The following is a 22,679-nucleotide window of genomic DNA, read 5'->3' on the forward strand; positions in this document are numbered from 1 at the left end:
GTTTAGTTGCCCAACCGAAGTCAGGACTTGTTCAATATTATTTCCAAAGGAATCTCCCGGCTGCAACCCGCTAGAAACGGGTGGGCAACCACGAGGTTTTTGGCATTTGACATTGTGCACGCTGTTGAGTTCTCAAGGATCGGACACACCCGACTTCAGGCCCTGTTCTGGGCTGTCGCTCCGGGGCAACTTGTCTAAGTTACCCACCCAGCCAGTCGCTGTCAAATCGGCCAAACCGGGCAGTTTTCGGCATGCAAAGCACACCAAAACGCTCAGAAAACCCGACTCAACCAGCAACACACACTTGATGGGAGGCTTACTATCCTAGCCCAACTTTAACGCACTTGAAACAAGCACTCTCAGCTGATCTGGCTACGATCTGGTCCCGCATGAGGCCGAAAAGCACTGCGGCTTTTCGCACCTTTGGGGTACGTATAGATACATTACGGCCACCACACCCACCCGTCAAAACGCACCCCACCCGGGCGTGTCGCACCTACCGGGCCCACCCTATGAACACGGGCCCAGTTTATAAACTGGGCCCACGGACGGGGCCTGGGCCCCGTCCGCAATACGGGCAGGGGCTAGTAGCGGTAGTGGTCCACCTTGTAGGGGCCCTCGGCGGGAACGCCGATATAGGCGGACTGCTCGGGAGTCAGCACGGTCAGCTCCACGCCGAGGGCGTCGAGGTGCAGGCGTGCCACCTTCTCGTCCAGCAGCTTGGGCAGCACGTACACGCCCACCGGGTACTTCTCCGGCGAGACGTAGAGCTCGATCTGCGCGAGCACCTGGTTGGTGAAGGAGTTACTCATCACAAACGAGGGGTGGCCGGTGGCGTTGCCGAGGTTCATCAGGCGCCCCTCCGACAGAATGAGCACACTGCGTCCGCTCGGGAGGCGCCATTCGTCGACCTGCGGCTTGATCTGCACCTTGACGGCACCCGGCAGCGACTCGAGCGTGGCCATGTCGATCTCGTTGTCGAAGTGTCCAACGTTGGCGACGATGGCGAGGTGCTTCATGCGCAGCATGTGGTCGACGCCGATGACGTTGAAGTTTCCGGTGCCACTGACGAAGATGTCGACCTGCTCGACAACGGACTCGAGGCGGGCCACCTGAAAACCGTCCATCGCGGCCTGCAGCGCATTGATCGGATCGATCTCGCTCACGATTACGCGGGCGCCCTGGCCGCGCAGAGCTTCGGCGGCGCCCTTGCCGACATCACCATATCCGGCGACGAAGACGACCTTGCCGCCGATCAGCACGTCGGTGGCGCGGTTGAGGCCGTCGGGCAGTGAGTGACGAATGCCGTATTTGTTGTCGAACTTGCTCTTGGTGACCGAGTCGTTCACATTGATGGCCGGAAAGAGCAGTTCCTTGCTCGCGGCGAGCTCGTAGAGGCGGTGCACACCGGTGGTCGTTTCTTCAGTGACGCCCATGAGGTCGGCGGCGACCAGGGTCCAGCGGTCGCTCGACTCCGCCAGGGACTGACGGAGGGCGGCGAGAATGACGCCGTATTCGTGGCTGTCACCGGCAGCATCCGCTGGTACGGCACCTGCCAACTCGAATTCGCGGCCCTTGTGCACGAGCATGGTGGCATCGCCACCGTCGTCGAGGATCATGTTCGGGCCGGTCCAGCTGGCTCCGGCGCTAGCCGCCTCGGCGCTCCAGTCGAAGGTCTGCGCGGTGCACCACCAGTAGTCCTCGAGGGTTTCGCCCTTCCAGGCGAACACGGGAACGCCGGCCGGGGCATCCGTTGTGCCGGTGGGGCCAACCGCGATCGCGGCGGCGGCATCGTCTTGCGTGGAGAAGATGTTGCAGCTGGCCCAGCGCACCTGGGCGCCGAGGGCCACGAGGGTCTCGATCAGCACGGCGGTTTGCACGGTCATGTGCAGGGATCCGGCGATGCGGGCGCCAAGAAGCGGCTTGGTCTCACCGAATTCGGTGCGGAGGGCCATGAGGCCGGGCATCTCGTTCTCGGCCAGGCGCAGCTGGTGGCGCCCAGCCTCCGCGAGCGACAGATCGGCGATTTTGTAGGTGAAGGTGGAGGGCACGGTGGGTGCGGCGACAGTCATGGCACTATCTTGCCATTTCAGCCTGAATGAACTCGACATTCTTACGCTCGTTGTGCGCGTAATCGCTCGCGCTGGCCGCTACGCTCGCCGCTACGCTCGCGCTGCCACTTCGCTGCGGCTTTCCTCGTGCTGGCCGCGGTCCGTTGGCAGAGCGGATGCCGCGGCCCGGCGCCGCGCGCCCGCTGCGGCCAGCGCCATCACGAGGAACGCCACGAGCGCGGCGGCCGCTCCGGCCCAGATCGGCGCCGTGTAGCCGAGGCCGGAGGCGATGAGGCTGCCGCCCGCTCCGGCACCGAGCGCGTTACCGAGGTTGAACGCCGCGATGTTGGCGCCGGAAGCCAGCGTGGTGGCGCCGTTTGCGTAGCGCATCACCCGCATTTGTAGGCCGGGAACGACGCCGAAGCCGAATCCGCCCATCAAAATGAGCGAGACCACGGTCGCGATCGGGTTGGCAGCGGTGAGCGCAAAGAAAACGAGCACGAGGGTCAGGGCGCCGAGGAAGGCGAGCAGGCTCGCGTCGAGGTTGCGGTCGGCGAGTTTGCCGCCGAGCACGTTGCCAGCGAAGAGTCCGACGCCGAACACCACGAGCAGCCACGGCACCATGCTCGCCGCGAAGCCGGCCACCTCGGTGAGGGTGAACGCGATATAGGTGAAGGCTCCGAACATACCGCCGAAGCCGAGCACGGTGACCGCGATCGACAGCCACACCTGCGGCGACCGGAAGGCGCGCAGCTCCTGGCGCAGGCTCGCGGTGCCGGCGCGCGGCGGCGCCATGGCCGGCAGCAGAAAGACCAGACCAAGCAGGGCGACGACGCCGATCGCGGTGATCGCCCAGAAGGTGGAGCGCCAGCCGAAGGCCTGGCCGAACAGGGTACCGAACGGCACACCGAGCACATTGGCGGCGGTGAGCCCGGTGAACATGATCGCGATCGCGCCGGCCTTCTTGTTCTCGGGAACGAGGCTGGCCGCGACGACGGCGCCGATTCCGAAGAAGGCACCGTGGCAGAGGGCGGCGATGATGCGGCCGCTGAGCATGATTCCGTAGGTGGGGGCGATGGCCGAGAGCAGGTTGCCGACGATGAAGAGCACCATGAGCGCCACGAGTACGCGTTTGCGGGAGAACCGATTGACGGCGGCGGTGAGACCGAGCGCGCCGACGACCACGCTGAGCGCGTAGCCGGAGATGAGCCAGCCCACCACGGCCGGGGTCACCGCGAAGTCGGCGGCAACTTCGGGCAGCAGGCCCATGATGACGAATTCGGTGAGGCCGATTCCGAAGCCACCGAGGGCGAGGGCGATCAGGCTGATGGGCATGGCGAAACTCCTTGAACGAGACGGATGAGCGCCAACTCTGGCGGGACACAGATTGACCACCTACGCTGGTAATTGCACGCGCTGGTAGTTGCAGCCAACACTTGTTGCAGGCGCGCTACAAATACTTGCACACGCTAGCTATCCGCGCAAGCAACCATCGTGAACACCGGAGGATCCATGGGTATTGCAGACGACGCCGTCGAGGTGCGCGCCCAGGGCTGGCGTACCCTGGCATCCCTGCACGCGGCCATTGACACCGAACTCGAGCGAGCACTCCAGGGCGCGGTCGAACTGTCGGTCGTGGAGTACACCGTGCTCGACGCGCTCGGCCGCCAACACGGCTGGCACATGCGCATGCAGCAACTCGCCGGCGCGACCGCCCTGTCGAGCAGCGCGACCACCCGCCTGGTCAACCGCCTCGAAGAGCGGATGCTGCTCACCCGCGTTCTCTGCGCCGACGACCGGCGCGGCATCTACACCGAACTCACCGCGGCCGGGCACGCCCTGCACGATCGGGCCCGCCCGGTGCACGATGCGGCACTCGAGCGGGCGCTGGCATCCGCTCGGCTGGCGCCGGAACTGGCCGGTCTCGTCGACGCGATCGCCGGCTAGCCCGGTCCGAACGGCTCGGCACGTCGCACTATGCCGCGCTCAAGCGAGCACTGCCATCCGCTCGGCTGGCACCGGCACTGGCCGGTCTCGTCAAAGCTATCGCCGGCTAGCCCGGTCCGAACGGTTCAGCAGCGTTCCCCCGGGCCGCGTCAGCGCGTTGGTCGGAGGCCGGGCCCTGCCACCGATGCTAGCGGGGAGAGTCGGGGTCGTCGGCCACGAAGCGGTGTTTCATGAGCTGCCAGCCCTGGGGAGCGCGCGTGCGCTCGGCGTGACGCGAGCACAGGTCAAAACTGTGCGGTTCTTTGCGGCCGGACAGCGGGCCGAGCACAGCCAGGGACTCCCCATAGTCAAAGGTGAGCGTGGCCACCGAGGGTTCGAGGCAGGCAACGCGAGAACACGGGCGGAATGTCATTGCCTATAAGGGTAGCCGCTCCCAGCCCGCCGTAGGATGGCAGCATGTCCCGATCCCGTCGATCCGCTTCGCCCGAACCGACCGTGCGCGGCCGCGGGCGTGACCGGCACGGCCGCGGCATCCGTAGTTCGGCGACCGGCCCGTTTCTGCCGCCGCTGCGCACCCGCATCGACCTGTTCGACATGACGATCGCCTCGACGATCGAGTATTTGCGCGGCGTCTGGCCCGAAGAATTGGGCAAGTCGGTTTTTGAGGTGGCCGCCGGACCGCCCTCGGTCATCCCCGGTGTCGGGGTCGAGCGCTGGATGGTCACGCCGGAGACGAATCGCGTGGTGTTCTACCGCCTGCCGATTCAGCGGCTGTCGCGCCTGCACGAGAACGACGAGATGCACCAGCGCATGATGATCGAGACCTGCGTGTTTCGCGGCGTCGCCGAACTCCTCGGCAAAGACCCCTGGGATCTCGCGCCGGATCGCTTCCGCCACTTCTAGACCGCCGGGCGCGCTTCCGGCGAGCACCGCCACAGAGAAGCGTCGGCCACTGGGCGTCGCGGCATGTGTCTGAGAAGTTGGCACGTGTTCAAACCAGTGCCAACTTCCCCAATATGTGCCACGCGCAGAATGCGGGCGGGGCGGGCATTCGCAGGGCGGCGACCCCGCGATCCCTTTCTGCGACTGGGATCGCGGCGCTATTAGCGCGCGCGCTTGTCTGAACGTTTGCTGAATTGAGTAACAGAACGGTAACGGATTGGGGTAATTCCAAACCATTTCGGGGGTGGAACCGAACACCATGCAGACCCCAACACCACCTGCTCGAACTACAGAAAAGGATTTATCCCATGCGTACATTCACCAAGGCCACCATCGGTTTCGCATCTGCTGGAATTCTCATCGCCGGCCTCGCCGGCTGCTCGGCGACCGGCACCACGACCACCCCGGCGCCTGCCGCCAGCTCGTCCAGCTCGGCCGAAGCCACCCCGACGCCGCTCGCCTCGATCCCCAGCCTCTCCGGTGTTGACACCGCGGTGCTACTCGACGCCAACTTCGCCGCTGCCCTGACGAGCCTCGGCCTCACCGCCGGAACCGTCGGAACGGCCACCCTCGAAGACGGCAGCCTGCACTTCCCGATCACCGGCGGCAACGTGGACTACTACGACCCGGCCGAAAGCTACCGCCCGTTCGTTCAGGGCTCCATTCAGCACGAGGGTTCCGGCTTCTCGCTGGCCGCCGGCGACACCGTCGTCGAGTTGACCAACTTCACCATCGACCCGGGCACCTCGGAGCTCTTCGGTGACGTCTCGGTCAACGGCGCATCCGCCGCGACCCAGGTTCTCCTCTTCAACCTCTACGGCGGAACCCTGGAGCCCCTCAAGATGGACGGCGACAACGCCATCCTCACCGGCACCACGGTGCACATCTCCTCCGTCGCCGCCGGCCTGCTGAACGACACGTTCAAGACCGACGCCGTCGCTGACCAGCTGCTCGTTGGTATCGCGACGATCACCGCCGCCACCAAGTAGCTCTTCACAAGAGAGTCAGCGTCACAGCACGAATCGGGGCTCGCCACACGGCGGGCCTCGATTTTTGCGTGCCCGGGCGGTGTGTCGCACGTGACGTGCGCGCGCGGCGGGCTCGTGGCACGTCTTGGAGAAGTTGGCACGTGTTCAAACCAGTGCCAACTTCTCAAACGCGTGCCACGGCAGGATTAGGCGGCGGGACTGCGCGGCGGCATCCGCGCGGCGCGTCAAACGGATGCCGCAGCCCGGCTGCGCAGGTCGTCGCGCACGGTCACGGCGAGGTCGGGGTGGTCGACGAAGACCCCGTCGATGCCGCTGCCCATGACCGCTGCGAACTCGCCGCGCCAGTGGCCGAAATCGGCGGCCTGTTCACCGCGGCGATGCGGCTCAGTGAGGAAGGCGTTCTCGGGGCGCAGCGTCCAGCAGAGGATGTCCAACCCGGCCGCGTGGGCGTCCGCGACGAGAGACGAGACGACCAACTCGCCGGCGGCATCCGCCTGGATGATCAGGGATTTGTCAACGCTAATACCGTCAACGCTGAGAGCGGCGAGGCCGCTGTCGGTGAGATAGTCCGAGTAGTACGGGGCTGCGGCGCCGAGCTCGATGATTTTGTCGAGCGGCTGTCCGGTCGGGGCGATGAGAAACACGCTTTGAGCGCTGATGCCCCGGGCAGCGAGCTGCTCGAGCACGGTCGGTTCGAAGCTCTCGATGATGAGGCGCTCGTCGTCGTTGCTCCAGCCGGCCGCGCGCACCTCGGCGGCGAACAATTCGTCGAGCGGCAGGCCGATCGATTCGAAATAGGCGGCGTTCTTGATTTCCGCGACCATGCCGAGGGTGCGCCGATAGGTGTTCGAGGCCTCGTCGATGAGGTGAAACAGGTCGCTCAGCCGAAGGATCGGATACTGGTCGTCGTGCACGGCGCTCGTCGGCCGCAGGTGGGCGAGGCGTTCCCGGGCGCGCAGCGTGGCGAGTTCGGCCCAGGTGAAGTCCTCGGTGAACCAGCCGGTGAGGGTGTGGTCGGCGAATTCCTTGGTCGTGCGGCGGCCGGCGAATTCGGTGCGGGAGGCGACATCCGTTGTGGCGGAGATGTCGTTCTCGTGGCGCAGCACCAATATGCCGTCGCGGGTGGCGACAATGTCGGGCTCGACGGCGTCGGCGCCGAGCTCGAACGCGAGGTCATAGGCGGAACGAGTGTGTTCGGGGCGGTAGCCGCTGGCTCCGCGGTGACCGATGACAAGAGGGGGCATCTGCACACCGTAACGGTGCCGGGTGACGTCGATAGCCGCTCAGGTGAACACCCGCTGAAGTTTCGACGCGGTGCAGGCGAACGACTCGCGAAGAGTGCGCGCAAACAATCAAATTGGCCGATCAGCGCCACGGGCGCTCCCTAACCTGACAGAGTCCGCTGCTTGGCCGACGGTATTTTTCAGGGAGATTTCAGCGTATGCCCACCATCGAGGACCTGCACCGCAGCACCGATTCAGCGGTGGCGGTATCGGTTTCGACCGGCGTTGTGTCGCCCGTGCCGCCTCGTATATTCACCCCGCGAAAAAAGAAGAAGCCGTGGAAGTCGTGGCTGTTGTTTCTGCTGTTCGCTGGGCCGAACGTGGCGCTGCTCATCGTCTTCACCTACAAGCCGCTGCTGCAGTCGCTCTACTACTCCACACTGCAGTGGAACCTCGGCTCGGTATCGGCGATTCCGGTGGGCCTCGGTAACTATGTAACCTGGCTCAACGATCCCGGCACCGTTCGCGTCGTCACGGTCACCCTGATCTTCACGATCGCGACCGTCGGCGGAGGCATGGTGATCGGGCTGTTGTTCGCTGTGCTTCTGAATCGCAAGCTGCACGGTCGCGGCGCGGCCCGCACCATTGTGGTCGCACCGTATGTGCTCTCCGGGGTGGCGGTGGGCCTGCTCTGGCTGTTCGTGTTCGACCCGAACTTCGGTATCACCGCGGCGCTGCTCGACGCGATCGGCGTGGCCTCACCGCCCTGGTACAACGATCCGCACTGGGCGCTGGTCATGGTCATCATCGTCTACCTCTGGAAGAACGTCGGCTACGTAGCCCTCATCTACCTGGCGGCGTTGCAGTCGGTGCCGCGCGACCTGCTCGAGGCTGCCTCGCTCGACGGTGCCTCGCCGGTGCGCGCGTTTCGCAACATCGTGCTGCCGCTGCTCGGCCCGACGACCTTCTTTCTGTCGATCACCACCCTGCTGAGCTCGCTGCAGTCGTTCGACATCATTCAGGCGATGACCAAGGGCGGACCGCTCGAGGGCACCACCACGATGATGTACCAGATTTACCAGGAGGGCTTTCAGGCCGGTCGGGCGGGGTATTCCTCCGCCGTCGCGACGATTCTGTTCGCCGTGCTGCTCGTGGTGACGCTGATTCAAATGAAGTACGTCGAGAAACGAGTGCACTACTAATGGCCACGCCCAGCCTTTCAACGACCGCGGCCGCACCGCGTCGCCGCAAGCCGCTGCAGCTCGGCGGCTACCTCGGCCTCGTGCTGGCCATCGCGATCATGATTCTGCCGCTGGCCTGGATGTTCCTGGCCGGGTTCAAGGAACGCGACGAGATCTACACCGTGCCGATCCAGTGGCTGCCTGAAGCCTATGACCTGTCCAACTATGCGGCCGCCCTGGCCGCCGTGCCGTTTGGAAATTTCTTTCTCAACAGCACCATCACCACCGTCATCGGCGCCGGCCTCAAGATGCTGCTCGGCCTGACCACCGCCTACGCGGTCGTCTTTCTGGAGTTTCCGTTCAAGAAATTCGTCTTCGGGCTGGTCATCTTTGCCCTGCTGGTTCCGCAGCAGATCGTTATGATCCCGAACTTCACCCTCGTAGCCTCGCTCGGCTGGATCAACACCTACCAGGGCATCATCGTTCCGGGGTTGGCCAGCGCGTTTGGCACCTTTCTGTTTCGTCAGCATTTTCTGACCCTGCCGATCAGTATTCTCGAAGCCGCAGCCCTCGACGGTGCGAGCCACTGGATGCGCCTCTGGCGGTTCATCGTGCCGATCAGCGCGCCGACCATCGCCGCGGTCGCCCTGGTCTCGATCGTCTCCGAGTGGAACGAATACCTCTGGCCGCTGCTCGTCGTCGACCGCTCCGACATGATGACGCTGCCGGTGGGCCTGACCCTGCTGCAGAACAACGACGGCGTCACCAACTGGGGCGTGCTGATGGCCGGCACCGTGCTGGTCACCGTGCCCGTGCTCATCGCGTTCTTTGCGCTGCAGAAACGCATCATCGCCGGACTGACCGCCGGTGGCGTGACCGGCTGATCTGCGGGCATCCGTTTTATTGAAGCGGATGCCACCCCCTTCTTTTCCGCTTGTGCCTACCCCTACAAGGAGAGTTCTATGACCGCGACACCCACGTTCACCATCAACCGCCGGCAGATTCTGAAGCTCGCCGCGGTATTCGGAGCCACCGCCACTCTCGCCGCGTGCAGCGGGCCCTCGCTCGGAGCGGGTGCCGGCGCCGCTGACGCACCGGTCACGGACTGGACGGGAGTCATTCCGGCCAAGGAGATCACCTGGTGGAGCAACCACCCGGGAACCTCGAAGCTGATCGAGGAAGAATTCATCAAGCGCTTCCAGGCCGAGAACCCCGAGATCACGGTGAACCTGGTCACGGCCGGCGCCAACTATGACGAGATCGCGCAGAAGTTCCAGGCAGCATCGGGCACCAACAGCGTGCCCGACCTCGTGCTGGCGAGCGACGTGTGGTGGTTCCGGTACATGATCAACGGCCAGATTCTGCCGCTGGACGACCTCGCCAAGCACCTCGAGTTCGACACCGCCGACTTCAACACGACGCTGTACGACGACTACACCTTCACCGGCAACCACTGGGCTATCCCCTACGCCCGCTCCACCCCGCTGTTCTACTACAACAAGGCAGTCTGGGCGAAGGCCGGGCTGCCCGACCGGGCACCGAAGACCTGGGCCGAATTTGATGAGTGGGCACCGAAGATTGCGGCCGACGGCGGCGTGATGCCGCTCGGACTCGGCAAGGGCGCATCCTGGGCGGCCTGGTGGTTCTGCAACATGCTGTGGGGCCAGGGCGGCGCCTACTCCGACGAGTGGACGATGACTCTCGACACTCCCGAAGCGATCGCAGCGGCGGACTACCTGCAGTCCCTGATCTACGACCGCAAGATCGCTACCGTGGCCGCGGTCGACCAGGTCGCCGACTTCGGTGCTGGCCTGACCGGCTGCATCATGGGCTCGACCGGCTCGCTGACCGGCATTCTGAAGGCCGCAACGTTTGACGTCGGCACCGGTTTTCTGCCGGAAGGCCCGAAAGGGCAGGCCTGCCCGACCGGCGGAACCGGCGTCGCGATCGCCTCCGACCGCACGCCGGAACAGCAGCTGGCCGCCGGCATGTTCCTGAAGTTTCTGACGAACTCCGAGAACACGGCGTACTTCTCCTCGAACACGGGCTACATGCCGGTGCGCACCTCGGCCCGCGATGGCGAGACCATGACCAAGGTCTACGCCGAGTTCCCGCAGTTTCGTACCGCCGTCGACCAGCTCGAGACGACTCGCTCGCAGGACTGGGGCCGCGTCTTCGTGCCGAACGGCGACAAGGAGCTCACCACCGCGCTCGAGAAGATCATGCTGCAGCAGGCCGCCCCGGCCGAGGCCTTCGCCGTTGCGAGCACGGCGATCGCGACCTCGTTCGACGAGAACGTGAGCGCGTACCTGTAACTCCGGGTGCAGGAGAGCGGGCTCGCCGGTTGGCGGGCCCGCTTTTGCGTCTGCCGGGGCGGCATCGGCTTGCCAGGTAGCGACTCGTGGCGAGCGCCCGATAATAGGCGGGCGAGCCGCTTTTCACGAAGCGCACCGTTCGATCGCGGCGAAACTCTTTGCGCGCCGCGTGCGGGTTCTTCCGCGCCTAATTGTGCCGCAAATGAGCCTGATCGGGGGTAATACGGAGCTGTCGGAACAGGGCTTCGGGTTTGCAGAGCAGGCCGGACCCATTGAACGCCTCATACAGCACCGCGTGCGGGTTGATCGGGCGGGAGCGCCAGTAGGCATGGGCCTCATAGCGCAGAGCACGACGGATGCGACCGGCCGCCTGCGCGAGGCGGCGACGCGGCTCCGTGAACACGGTGGCGAGCAGCCGAGCGATCATGCTCACAGCTTTGGGTAGGCGGTCGGGAGGGCAAGGCCGCGCTCGGTGAGCACGGCGCGCAGCCGGGTCGGATAGTCGGTGATGATGCCGTCGACGCCCAGGTCGATGAGGGTGTGCATGAGCGCGGTCTCGCTGACCGTCCACGGGATCACAGGCAGTCCGGCGGCGTGCGCCGCGGCAACGAGCTCGGGCGTGACCGTCTCGAAGATCGGCGAGAGCGCGTCATACCCCTGCGCGGCAGCGGCGCGGGCGACGGATCCGTCGTAGTCGTCGATGTCGATGCCGCCCAGGTGCACGCTCGTGCCGGGCCGGCCGACTCCGAGCCAGTCGTCGTCCTGGGCGAGGGCGACGAGTCGCAGCTTAGGGGCGATGTCGCGCACGAGGTTGAGGGACGCCCAGTCGAAACTCTGCACCGTCACACGATCGGCGCGGCCCGACGCTTCGATCGATGCGACGACGGCGCGGGTGAGCGCCTTCATTTCGTCTGCGCCCGCCGGGCCGGGGGTCTCGATCTTGGTCTCGATGTTGAGTTGCACGGTGTCGGCCTGGTGAACGTCGACGAGCGCGAACACGTCGGCGAGTTCGGCAATGGTGTTTCCCGGCACATTCTGCTGCTCCGGATAGCCCGGAAGCTGCTGGTAGCCGCAATCGAGCGTCTGGATCTGTTCCAGGGTCAGCTCGCGCACCCGGCTGCCGGCGTAGGGAAATTGCGGGTCGCCGCGGAAGGCGGCATCCGTGTCGCGGCACTTGGTCGCGGTGAGCACATCGTCGTGCCAGACCACGACGGCGTCGTCGCGGGTGAGATGGGTGTCGAGTTCGAGGGTGCTGACGCCCAGCTCCAGCGAGGCGGCAAAGGCGGCGAGGCTCTCTTCGGAATGTTCGCCGCGGCCGCCGCGGTGGGATTGCAGGTCGAACTCGGCGAGTTGTGTCGCGCGGGGTGTCTGCGCGGCGGGCGCCGGCTCCCCCTGCGCGGCCACCACGGCACCGCCGACCAGGACCGTGCTGAGGGCGGCAGCCGCCGCGATGATCACAATCTTGCGCATGCGGCACTCTTTCGTGGATCGAAGCACGCCGAGAGGCGTGCATCTGCCCACGTTAAGGAGGCGAGGTGGCCGGCATCCGCTTCGCAGCGGTCAGGCGCATGAACTCTGTGTTAACACGTTGACTGCGTTACGCGCGACGGGCGGTCAGGCGGGGCGGCAGCATCTGCTTGAGCGCACCGGGGCCGGCGCGGCGCAGCGAGACGGCCACGATCACCATCACCGCGACCGCGATCGACACCTGGGTGAGCTGCGGGTTCGGCAGGAGCAACCGCAGGGTGAGCGCCATCGGCACGAGCAGCCATTCCCAGCGGCCGCTGAGCGCCACGAACGGCAGCAGCAGCAGCGCATACCAGGGGTAGCGGGGGCTGAGCACGAGCAGGGTCGCGCCGATCATAACGAGCTGACCGACCCAGGGCTGGGTCTGGTCGGTTTTGATGATGACGAAAACGGCCACGATCGCCAGAATAATGCCCGCCACGATCACAGCGGATGCCCCCGGCGCGACCAGAGACACCAGCGCGAACCGCGAGCCGTCCTGGTAGCCCTCTTCGGTGAGGTAGCCGGGCAGGTAGCCGAGCACCCCGATTCCGGTGGCGAGCACATAGGGCACGTACAGCAGAGCGAAACTCAGAACAGATGCCGCCACCATGCGCCACCCGCCCCTTTTCAGCAGCGCCGGTGCCGCCAGCACAGGAATGAGTTTGGTGCCGATTGCGATTCCGAGCATGATGCCGCCGCGCCAGACTTTTTTGCTCGAGACCAGGAACACGGCCGCGACCACGAAAATGACGCCGAGCATGTCCACGTGCGAGTTGGTGATGGCTTCGGTCGCCACGAGCGGACACCAGGCCCAAAGGGCCGCGTTTCTCTCGTTCAGGCCGCGGCGGCGCATGCCGTTCAGGAGCAGGACGGTCGTTCCGAGGCTCAGCAGCAACCCGGCGAGCTGCAGCGGCCAATATTCCGGCCCTGGTCCGGTGAGAAAGCGCACACCGGCGAAAAAAATCTCGCTGGCCGGCGGATAGATCGTGGGTACGGCCGTACGGTTCAGGGCCGAGCAGAGCAGGTCGCCATCGGTCGTGCGGGCGCGCACGATGCGTTCACCGTCGCAGATTTCCTTGCCGACGGCGTTGGTCTGGGGTGCGGGGAAGAGCCAATCTGGTCTCAGGGAATCGAGGCGGGCATCCGCTGGCGTGAAAGCGAAGGGGCTGATGCCGTTGGTTTGTACGATGCCGTCCCAGGCGTAACGGGCCGAGTCGGTACTCGTGTTGGGTGGGCCGACCATGGCGGCGCCGCCGATCAGAGCGGAACCGGCGAGGATCAGCGCAACGACCGTTTTGCCCCGGACACGGCGCAACAGCCACCAGGCCAGGCCGAAGAGCAGCCAGAGCGCGCTCGTGACCAGCACGAGCTGCACCTCGTCGCGGTCGGGGTTGAACAGGTCGAACGTGAGCACGCCGAACGCGGTGAGGGCAGCGCTGGCCACCAGCAGGGCAGCGATGATCGTTATGCGCACGGTTCAGTCTGTCTCATGGGTCGTGACTTTTCCGGGACCGTTCACCCATTCACCCGCACATCGTAAGGAATTCTTACCCTTTTTGAGCGCGGCGCGGTGGTGCAATGAAGGTATGCGGCGATTGATGTACGAGGCCCAGCGAGCGCTGGCGTCGCCGGTGCGCAATCCGCGCATGGCCACCGTGATCGGGCGGCTGCTCGGCGCCGCTTTTCTGATCTGCTTCGGCACCGGCCTGTACAGCCACTTTCTGCAGGAACCGCTCGACTGGATGCGCTTCGCGACCCGGCCCGAGTTTCTCTACCAGGTGACCCAGGGCACGCACATCATCACGGGCATCGCCTGTTTTCCGCTGCTGTTGGCCAAGCTGTACATCGTCTTTCCAAACCTGTTTGCGTATCCCCCGGTTCGCGGCATCGTGCATTTTCTGGAGCGCGCGTCGATCGCCCTGTTTGTCGGTGCCTCGCTCGTTCAGATCACGATCGGGCTGCTCAACACCTACCAGTGGTACCCGTGGCCGTTTCCGTTTCGGCAGGTGCACTTTGCGCTCGGCTGGGTGCTGATCGGGCTGCTGGTCATCCACATCGCGGTCAAGCTTCCGGTGATCACGCGGTACTGGAACAAATCTCCGTCCTCCGACGACGAGCATCTCTCCGATGCGGTGTCGGGGGACCGCGGTTCCGATGCCGAGGCCGTGCGCCTCTGGGGCACGACCCGCCCCAATGGCGTGACCGGGCGGGTGCTCGACTACATTGACGCGACGCCGCGCACTGCGTCGCGGGTCAGTCGGCGCGGGTTTCTCACCACGGTCGGTGTGGCTACGACCGCCGTCGTCGGTCTCACCGCCGGGCAGACCTTCACACCGCTGAACGCGGTCAACCTGTTCGCGCCGCGCAAGAAGGGCGTCGGCCAGCAGGGAGTTCCGGTGAACCGCACGAGCGAACAGGCCAAGGTAGCGGATGCCGCCATGGCCCCCGCGTGGAGCCTCACCCTCGCTGTCTCCGGCACCGAACGCTCGTTCACTCGGGACGAGCTGCTCGCACTGCCGCAGACGTCCGTGCAACTGCCGATCGCCTGTGTCGAGGGCTGGAGCCAGATGGCATCGTGGCGGGGTGTGCGACTGCGCGACCTCGCCGATCTGATGAACGCCGACCCTGACACGTCGTTTCGCCTGATCAGCCTCGAAGAACGCGGCAGTTTCAGCAAAACGCAGATGGGGCGCGAGTATGTGCGCGACCCGCTCACGCTCGTTGCGCTCGAGCTCAACGGAGAGACGCTCGACCTTGAGCACGGGTATCCGGCCCGCATGATCGCGCCCGGCCGGCCCGGTGTGTTGCAGACCAAGTGGCTGAGCCGAATCGAGGCGATCTGATGACTTCTCTTCAAGGCGGTCTGACACCACCGCCGGCCGGAATCGAGGCGTCGACCGGTCAACGGATGCGCAGCATCCGCTTGGTGCTGCTGGGTGTCGGCGTGCTGATGCTGGCCTGGGGCGCGTTCGTGATGTTCGACTCGGTGCGGCTGACCCGCATTCCCGGGGTGGCGCTGTGGATTGCGGCGGCGATCGTGCTGCACGATGCGATTCTGGCGCCGATCGTGTTTGCGTTCGGGATTGCGCTGCGGCGGGTCGGACGACGGGCGACCGGGACGATCATTGCGATCGTGCAGGGCGGCATTGTCGTCGGGTCTCTGGTCTCGCTCGTGGCGGTGCCACTGATCGTGGCAAAAAACTTCGCCCCGGCCAACCCAACGGTGCTGCCGCTGAATTACGGGCTCAACCTAGGGATTTTCTGGCTCGTGCTCGCGGTGGTAACCGTGGGGCTGTCGGTGTGGGCGTTTCTGCGCGGGCGACGACCGGACGTGGCTTTTCCGGACGACTCCGGGCGCTGAGGTGGGTGGCTGTTGTCGGCGGCCCGCTATTGAGGAGCGGCCGAGCCCAGCTTTGAGAACTGGGACCATGATCTAGCATGGGCCCAGTTACCGGGCCCGGGCCCGGAAAGAAGGTACGGTCAGGCGCGGGCTAGGCGGGCGAAGGAACGGCCTCCGCGGGTCCATTCGGCGACCTGCACGAGTCCAACGCGGGCCGCGCGGCGGCGCAGGGCGCTGACGCCGATCTCGGCCCAGGGGAACGCATCGCTCGTGTGTCCGGCGGCGTCGTGCAAGGTGCCCTCGTAGGCGAGGTCGTGCTCGGGGTCGCGGTGCACCTCGACGACGAGCACGCCGTCGGCGCAGAGCAGCGACACACAGCGGTCGAGCAGAGCGTCGGGGTCGCCGCCGATACCGATATTGCCGTCAACGAGGAGCAGGGTCGCCCAGGTTCCCGCGAGCGGAATGTAGTCGAAGACGGAGCGCTGCAGCACGGCGAGACCGGCTGCGAGGGCGATGCGCACGGCGGTCGGCGAGACGTCGACGCCGAGGGCATCGAGTCCCTCGTCGATCGCGGCCTGGATCATGCGGCCCGGTCCACAGCCGATGTCCAGCACCGGTCCCGCGACGCCGCAGAGCAGGGAACGGTCGATTGCATCGGCTCCGGCGCTCCAGCGCCCGGCGTGCATGGTCGACACGCGCGTCGGCGTTCCCGGATCAGCATCGGCTCGATTGCCGTGCAGGTACAGCACGTTGTCATCGGATTGCAGCGCCTGGGCATACGGTTCGGATCCGCCGGACCCGAACGTGGTCGGGCGGCGAAAACGCTCGGCCGTGGCGCGGTCTCTGGCAGCGTCGTCGAGTTCCCAGTCGGCCGACTGCTCCCACAGGCGCGGCGACACGAGGGTCATGAGCGTGCCCCGTTCACGGTGGGCAATTCGGCATTCCGCAACAGAGCGGATGCCGTCACCCCCGCGAAAGCACGCGCGAACCGGGTGTGGGGGGCGCTGGAGGCGACGGTATGGGCATCCGTTATGGTGTCGATGTCGGTGAGTGAGGGCAGCAGGCCGACGGTGAGGCCGGCCTCGTCGAGGCGTTGCAGCTGGTGGGCTCCGGTGTCGGCGCGGCTCATCGGGATGCCGCGAAGCAGCGCGCCGGTCGGGTTTTTGAGCGCGAGCGCCCAGAAACCGCCATCGTCTGCGGGGCCGAACCAGGCATCCGTTTCGTCGCCCCAGCCGGTGAAGACGGGGGCGAGCGCGGCGGCGTTGATCTGGGGGGTGTCCATGCCGAGCAGGAGCGTCGGCTCATCGAGGTGGTCGAAGATGGCGGCGAGTCGCTCATCGAGACCGCCGGAGGTCTGCGGCAGAATCTCCCAATCGGATGCCTCCGGCGGCGGGGTCACACCGTCGAACGCGAGGATGTGGCGGGTGGCGGGCAGCGCGCCGGCGACGGCGAGGGTGTCGGCGAGGCTGGCGGCGGCAAGCTGGGCGGCCTGCTCGAGGGAGAGCGGCGGGTGCAGGCGGGTCTTGACCTTGCCGGGAAGGCATTCCTTGGCGATGACGACGATAGCGGTCATGAGCGGGCCTCGTTGGTGTTTGGGTTCCTGGTGCTGCTCGCGCTGTTGGCGCTTCGGGCGTTGTTGGCACTTTGGGCGTTGTTGGCGCTGAGCAGCGCGGACATGTCCTGAATGGCAGTCAGGGTTCCGCGCACGGTTCCGGTTACCTTGCTGCGGCCGACGCGCGGCGCGTAGCCCGTGTCCACCTCGCGGATGCGCCAATTCGCTGCGGCCGCGCCGAGAAACATCTCGAGCGGATATCCGCTGCGGCGGTCGTGCAGGTCGAGGGCGAGGAGGTGGTCGCGGCGGGCCGCTCGCATGGGGCCCAGGTCATGAATGTTCACACCTGTTATTCGGCGCAGTCGCCAGGAAAGATAGGTATTTGCTAGACGGGCATGCGGAGGCCAGGCGTTTCGGGTCGTGGGGCGACGGCGACCAAGCACGAGATCAGCCTCGTCGGCGCTGATCGGATCGACCACGAGAGGCAGGTCGCGGGGGTCCATCGAGGCGTCGGCGTCGCAGAAGGCCACGATCGGGGCGGTCGCGGCGAGGAGCCCGGCGTGGGCGGCGGCGCCGAATCCACGGCGGCGTTCGTGCACGACGTACGCGCCGAGGATGCGGGCGAGGTCGGCGGACCCGTCGGTCGACCCGTTGTCGACGACGATCGCGCGGTAGCCGGCGGGCAGGCGTTCGAGGATCCACGGCAGTGCCTGCGCCTCGTTGAGGCAGGGCAACACCACATCGACCCGAATATTCATCATTCTTCGACCCTAAAGGGGAGGTCTGGGGCTTCGGGGCGAAACAGGTTACGAACCGCTGAATGTTTCTGGGCGTTTGGTGTGAAGTGGCTCAACGCACGATTGGCGGATGCCGGTGGCGGGTTGGTTGTCCGGGCCCATGTTGTGGCCCTGGGCCCAGTTTAGAAGCTGGGCCCGTGGACGGGGCCCGGGCCCCGTCCGGTTGGGCGGACGGCGTTAGGCGGGGCATCCGCTGGACCGACCGACAGGTGGGTGCGCGCGCCCCGCGCGGTATGGGGTGTGCACGCCTAGTCTGAGGGGGTGTCTCCCTCCCAATATTTTGCGCCGCCCCGAGCGGATGCCCTCGCCGGCCGTCGCGTGCTCCTGATCGAGGACGACCCGACGGTATCCGAGGTGGTCGGGCGATACCTGCGCGCCGCCGGATTCGTCGTGGATGAAACCGTGGACGGGCTTGCCGGCCTGCGCCAGGCCGAACTCGCGCAGCCCGACCTTATTGTGCTCGACCGCATGCTTCCGCTGCTCGATGGCATCGAAGTGTGTCGCCGCATCCGCGTGAACTGGGGCGCGCTTCCGGTGATCATGCTGACGGCGCTCGGCGAGGAGGAACACCGCATCGAAGGGCTCGAAGCGGGCGCGGACGACTACCTGGTGAAGCCGTTCTCTCCGCGCGAGCTGGTGCTGCGGGTGCAGTCAGTATTGCGGCGGAGCGGCACCGAATCCATTCCGGAGGGGATCCTCGACGCCGGCGAATTCTCGCTCAACCTCGCCGCACACGAGATTCGGTTGCGCGACAAGCCGCTCGTGCTCACGAGCCGGGAATTCGACCTGCTCGCCTATCTGATCTGGCGGCCGTCGCGGGTGCTGACCCGCGAGGAGTTGCTGCGTTCGGTCTGGGGCTGGGAATTCGGGGACCTGTCCACCGTGACCGTGCACGTGCGGCGGTTGCGGGAGAAGGTCGAAGCCGACCCGGCGCATCCGCTGCTCGTGAATACCGTGTGGGGGGTCGGATACCGGTTCGATCCGGTGCCGCTTGGGGCCGGTTCGATGCCCGCTAACGACGCATCGAGGAGCGCGGGATGAGCGCGCCGGGCGAGGTCGTCACCACGGTGGTCTGGTATTCGAGGCTCGCGGGAGGCACCGGGGCTTGGCCGGCCCGCGGCATCCGTTTAGCGGGTGGCACACCGTGACCGCTGGCGTCTTTGCGACCGTGGCCGGCATCGCGCTCGGTTGCGCGCTGGTTGTGGGAGCACTCGCCCTGCTCACCCTGCGGCTGCTGTCGCGGGGGTCGCTCGTGATGCAGGTGGTCGTCGTCGCGTTCGCGACCGTCGTGTCGGTGGTCAGCGGAACCTCCGCGGTGGCGTCGCTCATGTACCTGTCGGAGCACGACCTGAACGTGTTCTACTCGGTAGCCGCCGTCGCCGGAATCGTGTCGCTCGTCATGGCCTCTGTTTTGGGGCGGTCGCTGGTTCGCGACAACCAGTACTTTCGGGCTGCTGCGGCAAGCATCGGTCGGGGCGAATCTGTTATATCTCCGGATCGGCATACATCGACGGAGTTCGCCTCGCTCGCCGGGGAGTTGGCCGCGACGGCCGATCGGCTGACCGAATCCCGCCAGCGGGAGGAGCGCATCGAGTCGTCGCGTCGCGAAATCGTGGCGTGGATCTCGCACGACCTGCGCACGCCCCTCGCTGGCATCCGCGCCATGGCCGAGGCCCTCGAAGACGGCATGGCTCCCGACCCACAGCGGTATTACGCGCAGATTCGCGGGCAGGTCGACCGGCTCAGCGGCATGGTCGACGACCTGTTCGAGCTGTCCAAGATCCACGCCGGGGCGCTGCAACTCAACTTTGAACGGGTGGCCCTGTATGACCTGATCAGCGACACCGTCGCAGATCTCGCGCCGGTCGCCCTCGGCAAATCGCTCGACCTGCGCTTCGAGGGTGAACGCGGTGTCACCCTCAAAGCGGATGCCCGGGAGCTCGCCCGCGCGGTCGGCAACCTGGTCATGAACGCCATTCAGTATTCTCCGGCCGACAGCGCCATCGTCGTCTCGGTCACCCGGCACGTCGACGGCAGGGCTGTGATTTCGGTTGTGGATGCGGCCGGCGGGATTCCGGAGCAGGATCTCGGTCGGGTGTTCGAGGCTGGCTGGCGAGCGAGTGAACCGCGGACCGTGTCCGCCTGGGGAACCGGCGCCGGTCAGAGCGGCGGCGCCGGGTTGGGGCTCGCGATCGTCGAGGGCATCGTGCGGGCTCATGCTGGGCAGGTGACGGTGACCAATGTGGGGAACGGATGCCGGTTTGAGATGCTGTTGCCGCAGCATCCGCTGGCCTGATCGGTCGGCAGGCCAAAGCATCTCCCGGTCTCTCTTCAGGGTTCAATCACTTCCCAGGGCATGACTCCTGCAATTTGCAGAAGGTGCCCGGAAAGTTGGCTGGAATTCCGCGCTTCCGCGCGGGGCCGCCGAGAATTTGCAGGAGTTACGCCGTTTTCGCCACTCCCACAGGTGTCTGTGGCGACCGGAATAGCCCCGTGGGCTGGGTCAGGGACACACGGCAGCACGCAGAGGGGCCGTGGCGAACTCGCGCATGCCGTCTTCGAAGGAGACCTGGGCGGACCAACCGAGTTCCGTGCGCAATCGCTCGGAGGACGCCGTAATGTGTCGCACGTCGCCGAGCCGGTACTGCCCGGTCACGATCGGGGTGAGGCCACCGGCCGCCGCGGCAAGGGCGGTCGCCATATCGCCAATGGTGTGCACGATTCCGCTGCCAACGTTGAACGGGCGGAATATTCCGGAATCGGAATGGGCCGTGAATTCCAGCGCGGAAATGTTGGCGGCGGCCACATCACGCACGTGCACGAAGTCGCGGCGCTGCCGGCCGTCTTCGTACACCCGCGGAGCCTCACCGCGCTCGATCGCCGAACGAAACAGGGAGGCGACCCCCGCGTAGGGCGTGTTCTGCGGCATGCCCGGTCCGTAGACGTTGTGGTAGCGCAGGGCGGCAACCTGCCCGCCGGTCGAGCGAGCCCAGGCCGTGGCGAGATATTCCTGACCGAGTTTGCTGCTCGCGTAGACGTTGCGCGGGTCGAGCGGGTCGGTTTCGCTCACCAGAACGGGCTCGAGCGCCTGGCCCGTCTCCGGGTCGCGCGGGTCGAAGCGCCCGGCGTCGAGGTCGCTCGCGAGGCGCGGGCCTGGCCGGGTGAAACCGTTCGGGCCGCGATAGCTGCCCTCCCCGTAGACCACCATGGATGACGCCAGAACCAGACGGCGGATGCCCCGCTCGGCCATCGCGGCCAGCAATACCGCCGTTCCCACCTCGTTGCTGTGCACGTAGTCGGGGGCGTCGGCAAAGTCGACGCCGAGTCCCACTTTGGCCGCCTGATGGCAGACCACGTCGATGTCTTCGAGGGCGCGGGCGACGGTGTCCGGGTTGGTCACGTCGCCGAGCAGGAACTCCACCCGTGGGTCCAGGCCCGCCGGGCGTGCGTTCCCGGCCCGGAAGCTGGGCCCAGGTTCTCTCATGGGCCCGCTTTCCGGGCCCGGGCCCGGAAAGATAGGGGACGCGGATTCAGGCGTGGACTCAACCTCGGACCTTGGCTCGCGGTCGGCCGCGGACGCTCGCTCGGGCTCGGACACGAGTGCCGGCGCAGGCCCGTGCACGTCGGCGCGCAGTGAGTCCAGTACGCGCACCTGATAGCCGCGGGCGAGGGCGGCGTCGACGATCGCGGATCCGATGAAGCCCGCTCCGCCAGTGATCAGCAGGTGTTCGCCGGTCATGGCTGGTCCCGCTTGACGGTGCTGACGCAGCCGGCACCAGGGTGGCGCTCCGCGTTTCCCGTCGATCCGCCGGCGACCCGCTGAAACGCACCGCGCGCCGAGCGATCCATGTTCACGCCAGCGCATCCGGGTCAGACACCACGGCACGAGCGAGTACGGCGGCGACCTGGGCCGGGTCGATGAGCTCACGCGGAGCGAAGTCAGTCGGCAGAGCTCGCAGGATGCCGTCGATCGCGGCCAGAATACGCGGCTGGGCGTCGCGCAGGCGCCGGAACACGACCGAGGCGGTCACGGCATCCGTTTCGAGGGAGGTTACACCACGGGCGGCGGTCTCGGCGTCCCCGGCATCCGCTGCGAGCACCGGCGCGAGCCCGGCGTCGGCATCCGTCACGAAGGAAAGGTTCACAGTGCCCAGGTTGAGCTCCCCGGCCAGCACGATTTCGGGGTAGGCGGTCATATTGACGATGTGGGCGCCGATCGAGCGGAACCAGACTGACTCCGCCCGGGTCGAAAACCGCGGGCCCTGAATGACGACGACCGTTCCGGTGGGGGCGAAGTTCTCGCCCAGCTCTTCGAGGGCGTTCACGGCGTACCCGCGCAGCAGCGGATCGAACGGGTCGGCGGCGGAGAGATGCTGCACCGATTCCCGGTCGTAGAACGTGTCGGGACGTCCAGTCGTGCGGTCGATGAACTGGTCGGTGACCACGAGCAGCCCGGGCGCATACTCCGGCGTGACTCCCCCGACCGCCGAAGACGAAATGATCGCCCGCACGCCGATCGAGGCCAGCGCCCAGATATTCGCGCGGTAGTTGATCAGGTGCGGGGCGACGCTGTGACCGCTGCCGTGCCGGGGCAGAAACGCGACCCGGCGACCGGCTCGCAGGCCGATCGTGACGGGCGTGGTTCCGTAGGGCGTCTGTACCTGGTGCGTTACGGCGCCGGCCGGGTCGATGAGTTCGTAGAGTCCGGATCCGCCGATGACGGCAAACTCGGCACGCGCCGTCGGGTCGACCAGAGGTTCGGGCAGCGATTCGGCCGAGGGCGCAGCCAATTGGTCGGCAGTCGGGTCAAACGTCACAAGCGGCTCCCAGCGT

General features: G+C 66.4%; 22 protein-coding genes. 10 read left to right on the top strand and 12 right to left on the bottom strand.

Annotated elements, in window-relative coordinates:
• Positions 1-584: 584 nt before the first annotated feature.
• Both ahcY and CXY78_RS05450 read right to left on the bottom strand, forming a co-directional pair.
• Positions 585-2,072, bottom strand: a complete 1,488-nt coding sequence (ahcY, locus tag CXY78_RS05445; RefSeq protein WP_104088446.1) for an adenosylhomocysteinase — start codon at positions 2,070-2,072, stop codon at positions 585-587.
• A gap of 90 nt (positions 2,073-2,162) precedes the next feature.
• On the bottom strand, positions 2,163-3,386 hold the full coding sequence (locus tag CXY78_RS05450; RefSeq protein WP_104088448.1) for an MFS transporter: 1,224 nt from the start codon (positions 3,384-3,386) through the stop codon (positions 2,163-2,165).
• Between the two features lie 177 nt (positions 3,387-3,563).
• On the opposite strand from CXY78_RS05450, the gene CXY78_RS05455 reads away from it, so the two are divergent.
• Positions 3,564-3,998: a MarR family winged helix-turn-helix transcriptional regulator gene (locus CXY78_RS05455; RefSeq protein WP_092341993.1), complete on the top strand. Its 435-nt coding sequence runs from the start codon at positions 3,564-3,566 to the stop codon at positions 3,996-3,998.
• Between the two features lie 187 nt (positions 3,999-4,185).
• Here the strand turns inward: CXY78_RS05455 and CXY78_RS05460 are convergent, their stop codons facing one another.
• Positions 4,186-4,410 (bottom strand): DUF3499 family protein, encoded by a 225-nt coding sequence (locus CXY78_RS05460; protein WP_104088449.1) that lies wholly within the window; start codon positions 4,408-4,410, stop codon positions 4,186-4,188.
• Positions 4,411-4,454: 44 nt separating this feature from the next.
• Here CXY78_RS05460 and CXY78_RS05465 point away from each other — a divergent pair, with 44 nt between their 5' ends.
• Positions 4,455-4,901 carry a metallopeptidase family protein gene (locus CXY78_RS05465; protein WP_092341995.1) on the top strand — a complete coding sequence of 149 codons (447 nt, stop codon included), beginning with the start codon at positions 4,455-4,457 and terminating at the stop codon, positions 4,899-4,901.
• A 347-nt stretch (positions 4,902-5,248) separates the two neighbouring features.
• Entirely contained in the window at positions 5,249-5,929 is a 681-nt protein-coding gene (locus tag CXY78_RS05470; protein ID WP_092341996.1) for a hypothetical protein, read from the top strand.
• Positions 5,930-6,153: 224 nt separating this feature from the next.
• On the opposite strand, the gene CXY78_RS05475 is transcribed toward CXY78_RS05470, so the two are convergent.
• Positions 6,154-7,173, bottom strand: a complete 1,020-nt coding sequence (locus CXY78_RS05475) for a glycerophosphodiester phosphodiesterase family protein (RefSeq protein WP_104088451.1) — start codon at positions 7,171-7,173, stop codon at positions 6,154-6,156.
• A gap of 197 nt (positions 7,174-7,370) precedes the next feature.
• On the opposite strand from CXY78_RS05475, the gene CXY78_RS05480 reads away from it, so the two are divergent.
• The 3 genes from CXY78_RS05480 to CXY78_RS05490 all read left to right on the top strand — a co-directional run bounded on the left by CXY78_RS05480 (position 7,371) and on the right by CXY78_RS05490 (position 10,648).
• The gene (locus tag CXY78_RS05480; protein ID WP_104088452.1) at positions 7,371-8,354 is read left to right on the top strand and encodes a carbohydrate ABC transporter permease; all 984 of its coding nucleotides are present in this window, start codon (positions 7,371-7,373) and stop codon (positions 8,352-8,354) included.
• The gene (locus CXY78_RS05485) at positions 8,354-9,217 is read left to right on the top strand and encodes a carbohydrate ABC transporter permease (protein ID WP_104088453.1); all 864 of its coding nucleotides are present in this window, start codon (positions 8,354-8,356) and stop codon (positions 9,215-9,217) included. Before CXY78_RS05480 ends, CXY78_RS05485 begins: the two co-directional genes overlap by 1 nt.
• A gap of 78 nt (positions 9,218-9,295) precedes the next feature.
• Positions 9,296-10,648, top strand: coding sequence for an ABC transporter substrate-binding protein (locus CXY78_RS05490; protein ID WP_104088455.1), 1,353 nt, complete (start codon positions 9,296-9,298; stop codon positions 10,646-10,648).
• 187 nt (positions 10,649-10,835) lie between these two features.
• Here CXY78_RS05490 and CXY78_RS05495 read toward each other — a convergent pair whose 3' ends face one another.
• The 3 genes from CXY78_RS05495 to CXY78_RS05505 form a co-directional block, all read right to left on the bottom strand.
• Entirely contained in the window at positions 10,836-11,075 is a 240-nt protein-coding gene (locus tag CXY78_RS05495; RefSeq protein WP_092342001.1) for a hypothetical protein, read from the bottom strand.
• A gap of 2 nt (positions 11,076-11,077) precedes the next feature.
• Complete coding sequence (locus tag CXY78_RS05500; protein WP_104088456.1) at positions 11,078-12,118, bottom strand: glycerophosphodiester phosphodiesterase family protein; 1,041 nt, start codon at positions 12,116-12,118, stop codon at positions 11,078-11,080.
• A gap of 127 nt (positions 12,119-12,245) precedes the next feature.
• Positions 12,246-13,631 carry a glycosyltransferase family 87 protein gene (locus CXY78_RS05505; protein ID WP_233197429.1) on the bottom strand — a complete coding sequence of 462 codons (1,386 nt, stop codon included), beginning with the start codon at positions 13,629-13,631 and terminating at the stop codon, positions 12,246-12,248.
• 112 nt (positions 13,632-13,743) lie between these two features.
• On the opposite strand from CXY78_RS05505, the gene CXY78_RS05510 reads away from it, so the two are divergent.
• Both CXY78_RS05510 and CXY78_RS05515 read left to right on the top strand, forming a co-directional pair.
• Positions 13,744-15,000, top strand: a complete 1,257-nt coding sequence (locus tag CXY78_RS05510; protein ID WP_092342003.1) for a molybdopterin-dependent oxidoreductase — start codon at positions 13,744-13,746, stop codon at positions 14,998-15,000.
• Complete coding sequence (locus tag CXY78_RS05515; RefSeq protein ID WP_134505159.1) at positions 15,000-15,518, top strand: hypothetical protein; 519 nt, start codon at positions 15,000-15,002, stop codon at positions 15,516-15,518. The genes CXY78_RS05510 and CXY78_RS05515 overlap by 1 nt, the downstream gene beginning before the upstream one ends.
• A gap of 119 nt (positions 15,519-15,637) precedes the next feature.
• On the opposite strand, the gene CXY78_RS05520 is transcribed toward CXY78_RS05515, so the two are convergent.
• From CXY78_RS05520 to CXY78_RS05530, 3 genes are read right to left on the bottom strand one after another with little or no spacing between them, the layout of a single operon-like run.
• Positions 15,638-16,405: a class I SAM-dependent methyltransferase gene (locus tag CXY78_RS05520; protein ID WP_233197430.1), complete on the bottom strand. Its 768-nt coding sequence runs from the start codon at positions 16,403-16,405 to the stop codon at positions 15,638-15,640.
• Entirely contained in the window at positions 16,402-17,070 is a 669-nt protein-coding gene (locus CXY78_RS05525) for a DUF2064 domain-containing protein (protein WP_104088458.1), read from the bottom strand. Before CXY78_RS05525 ends, CXY78_RS05520 begins: the two co-directional genes overlap by 4 nt.
• Positions 17,067-17,810 carry a glycosyltransferase family 2 protein gene (locus CXY78_RS05530; protein WP_104088459.1) on the bottom strand — a complete coding sequence of 248 codons (744 nt, stop codon included), beginning with the start codon at positions 17,808-17,810 and terminating at the stop codon, positions 17,067-17,069. The genes CXY78_RS05525 and CXY78_RS05530 overlap by 4 nt, the downstream gene beginning before the upstream one ends.
• A 297-nt stretch (positions 17,811-18,107) precedes the next feature.
• On the opposite strand from CXY78_RS05530, the gene CXY78_RS05535 reads away from it, so the two are divergent.
• A complete protein-coding gene (locus tag CXY78_RS05535; RefSeq protein WP_104088461.1) occupies positions 18,108-18,887 on the top strand; it encodes a response regulator transcription factor in 780 nt (259 codons plus the stop codon).
• A 103-nt stretch (positions 18,888-18,990) separates the two neighbouring features.
• Complete coding sequence (locus CXY78_RS05540; RefSeq protein ID WP_233206092.1) at positions 18,991-20,142, top strand: sensor histidine kinase KdpD; 1,152 nt, start codon at positions 18,991-18,993, stop codon at positions 20,140-20,142.
• A 207-nt stretch (positions 20,143-20,349) separates the two neighbouring features.
• Here CXY78_RS05540 and CXY78_RS05545 read toward each other — a convergent pair whose 3' ends face one another.
• Both CXY78_RS05545 and CXY78_RS05550 read right to left on the bottom strand, forming a co-directional pair.
• Positions 20,350-21,585, bottom strand: coding sequence for an NAD(P)-dependent oxidoreductase (locus CXY78_RS05545; protein WP_104088463.1), 1,236 nt, complete (start codon positions 21,583-21,585; stop codon positions 20,350-20,352).
• Between the two features lie 112 nt (positions 21,586-21,697).
• Complete coding sequence (locus CXY78_RS05550) at positions 21,698-22,663, bottom strand: MTAP family purine nucleoside phosphorylase (protein ID WP_233206093.1); 966 nt, start codon at positions 22,661-22,663, stop codon at positions 21,698-21,700.
• Between the last annotated feature and the right edge of the window lie 16 nt (positions 22,664-22,679).

The organism is Cryobacterium sp. N19 (assembly GCF_002929595.1).
GTDB classification, from domain to species: Bacteria; Actinomycetota; Actinomycetes; order Actinomycetales; family Microbacteriaceae; genus Cryobacterium; species Cryobacterium flavum.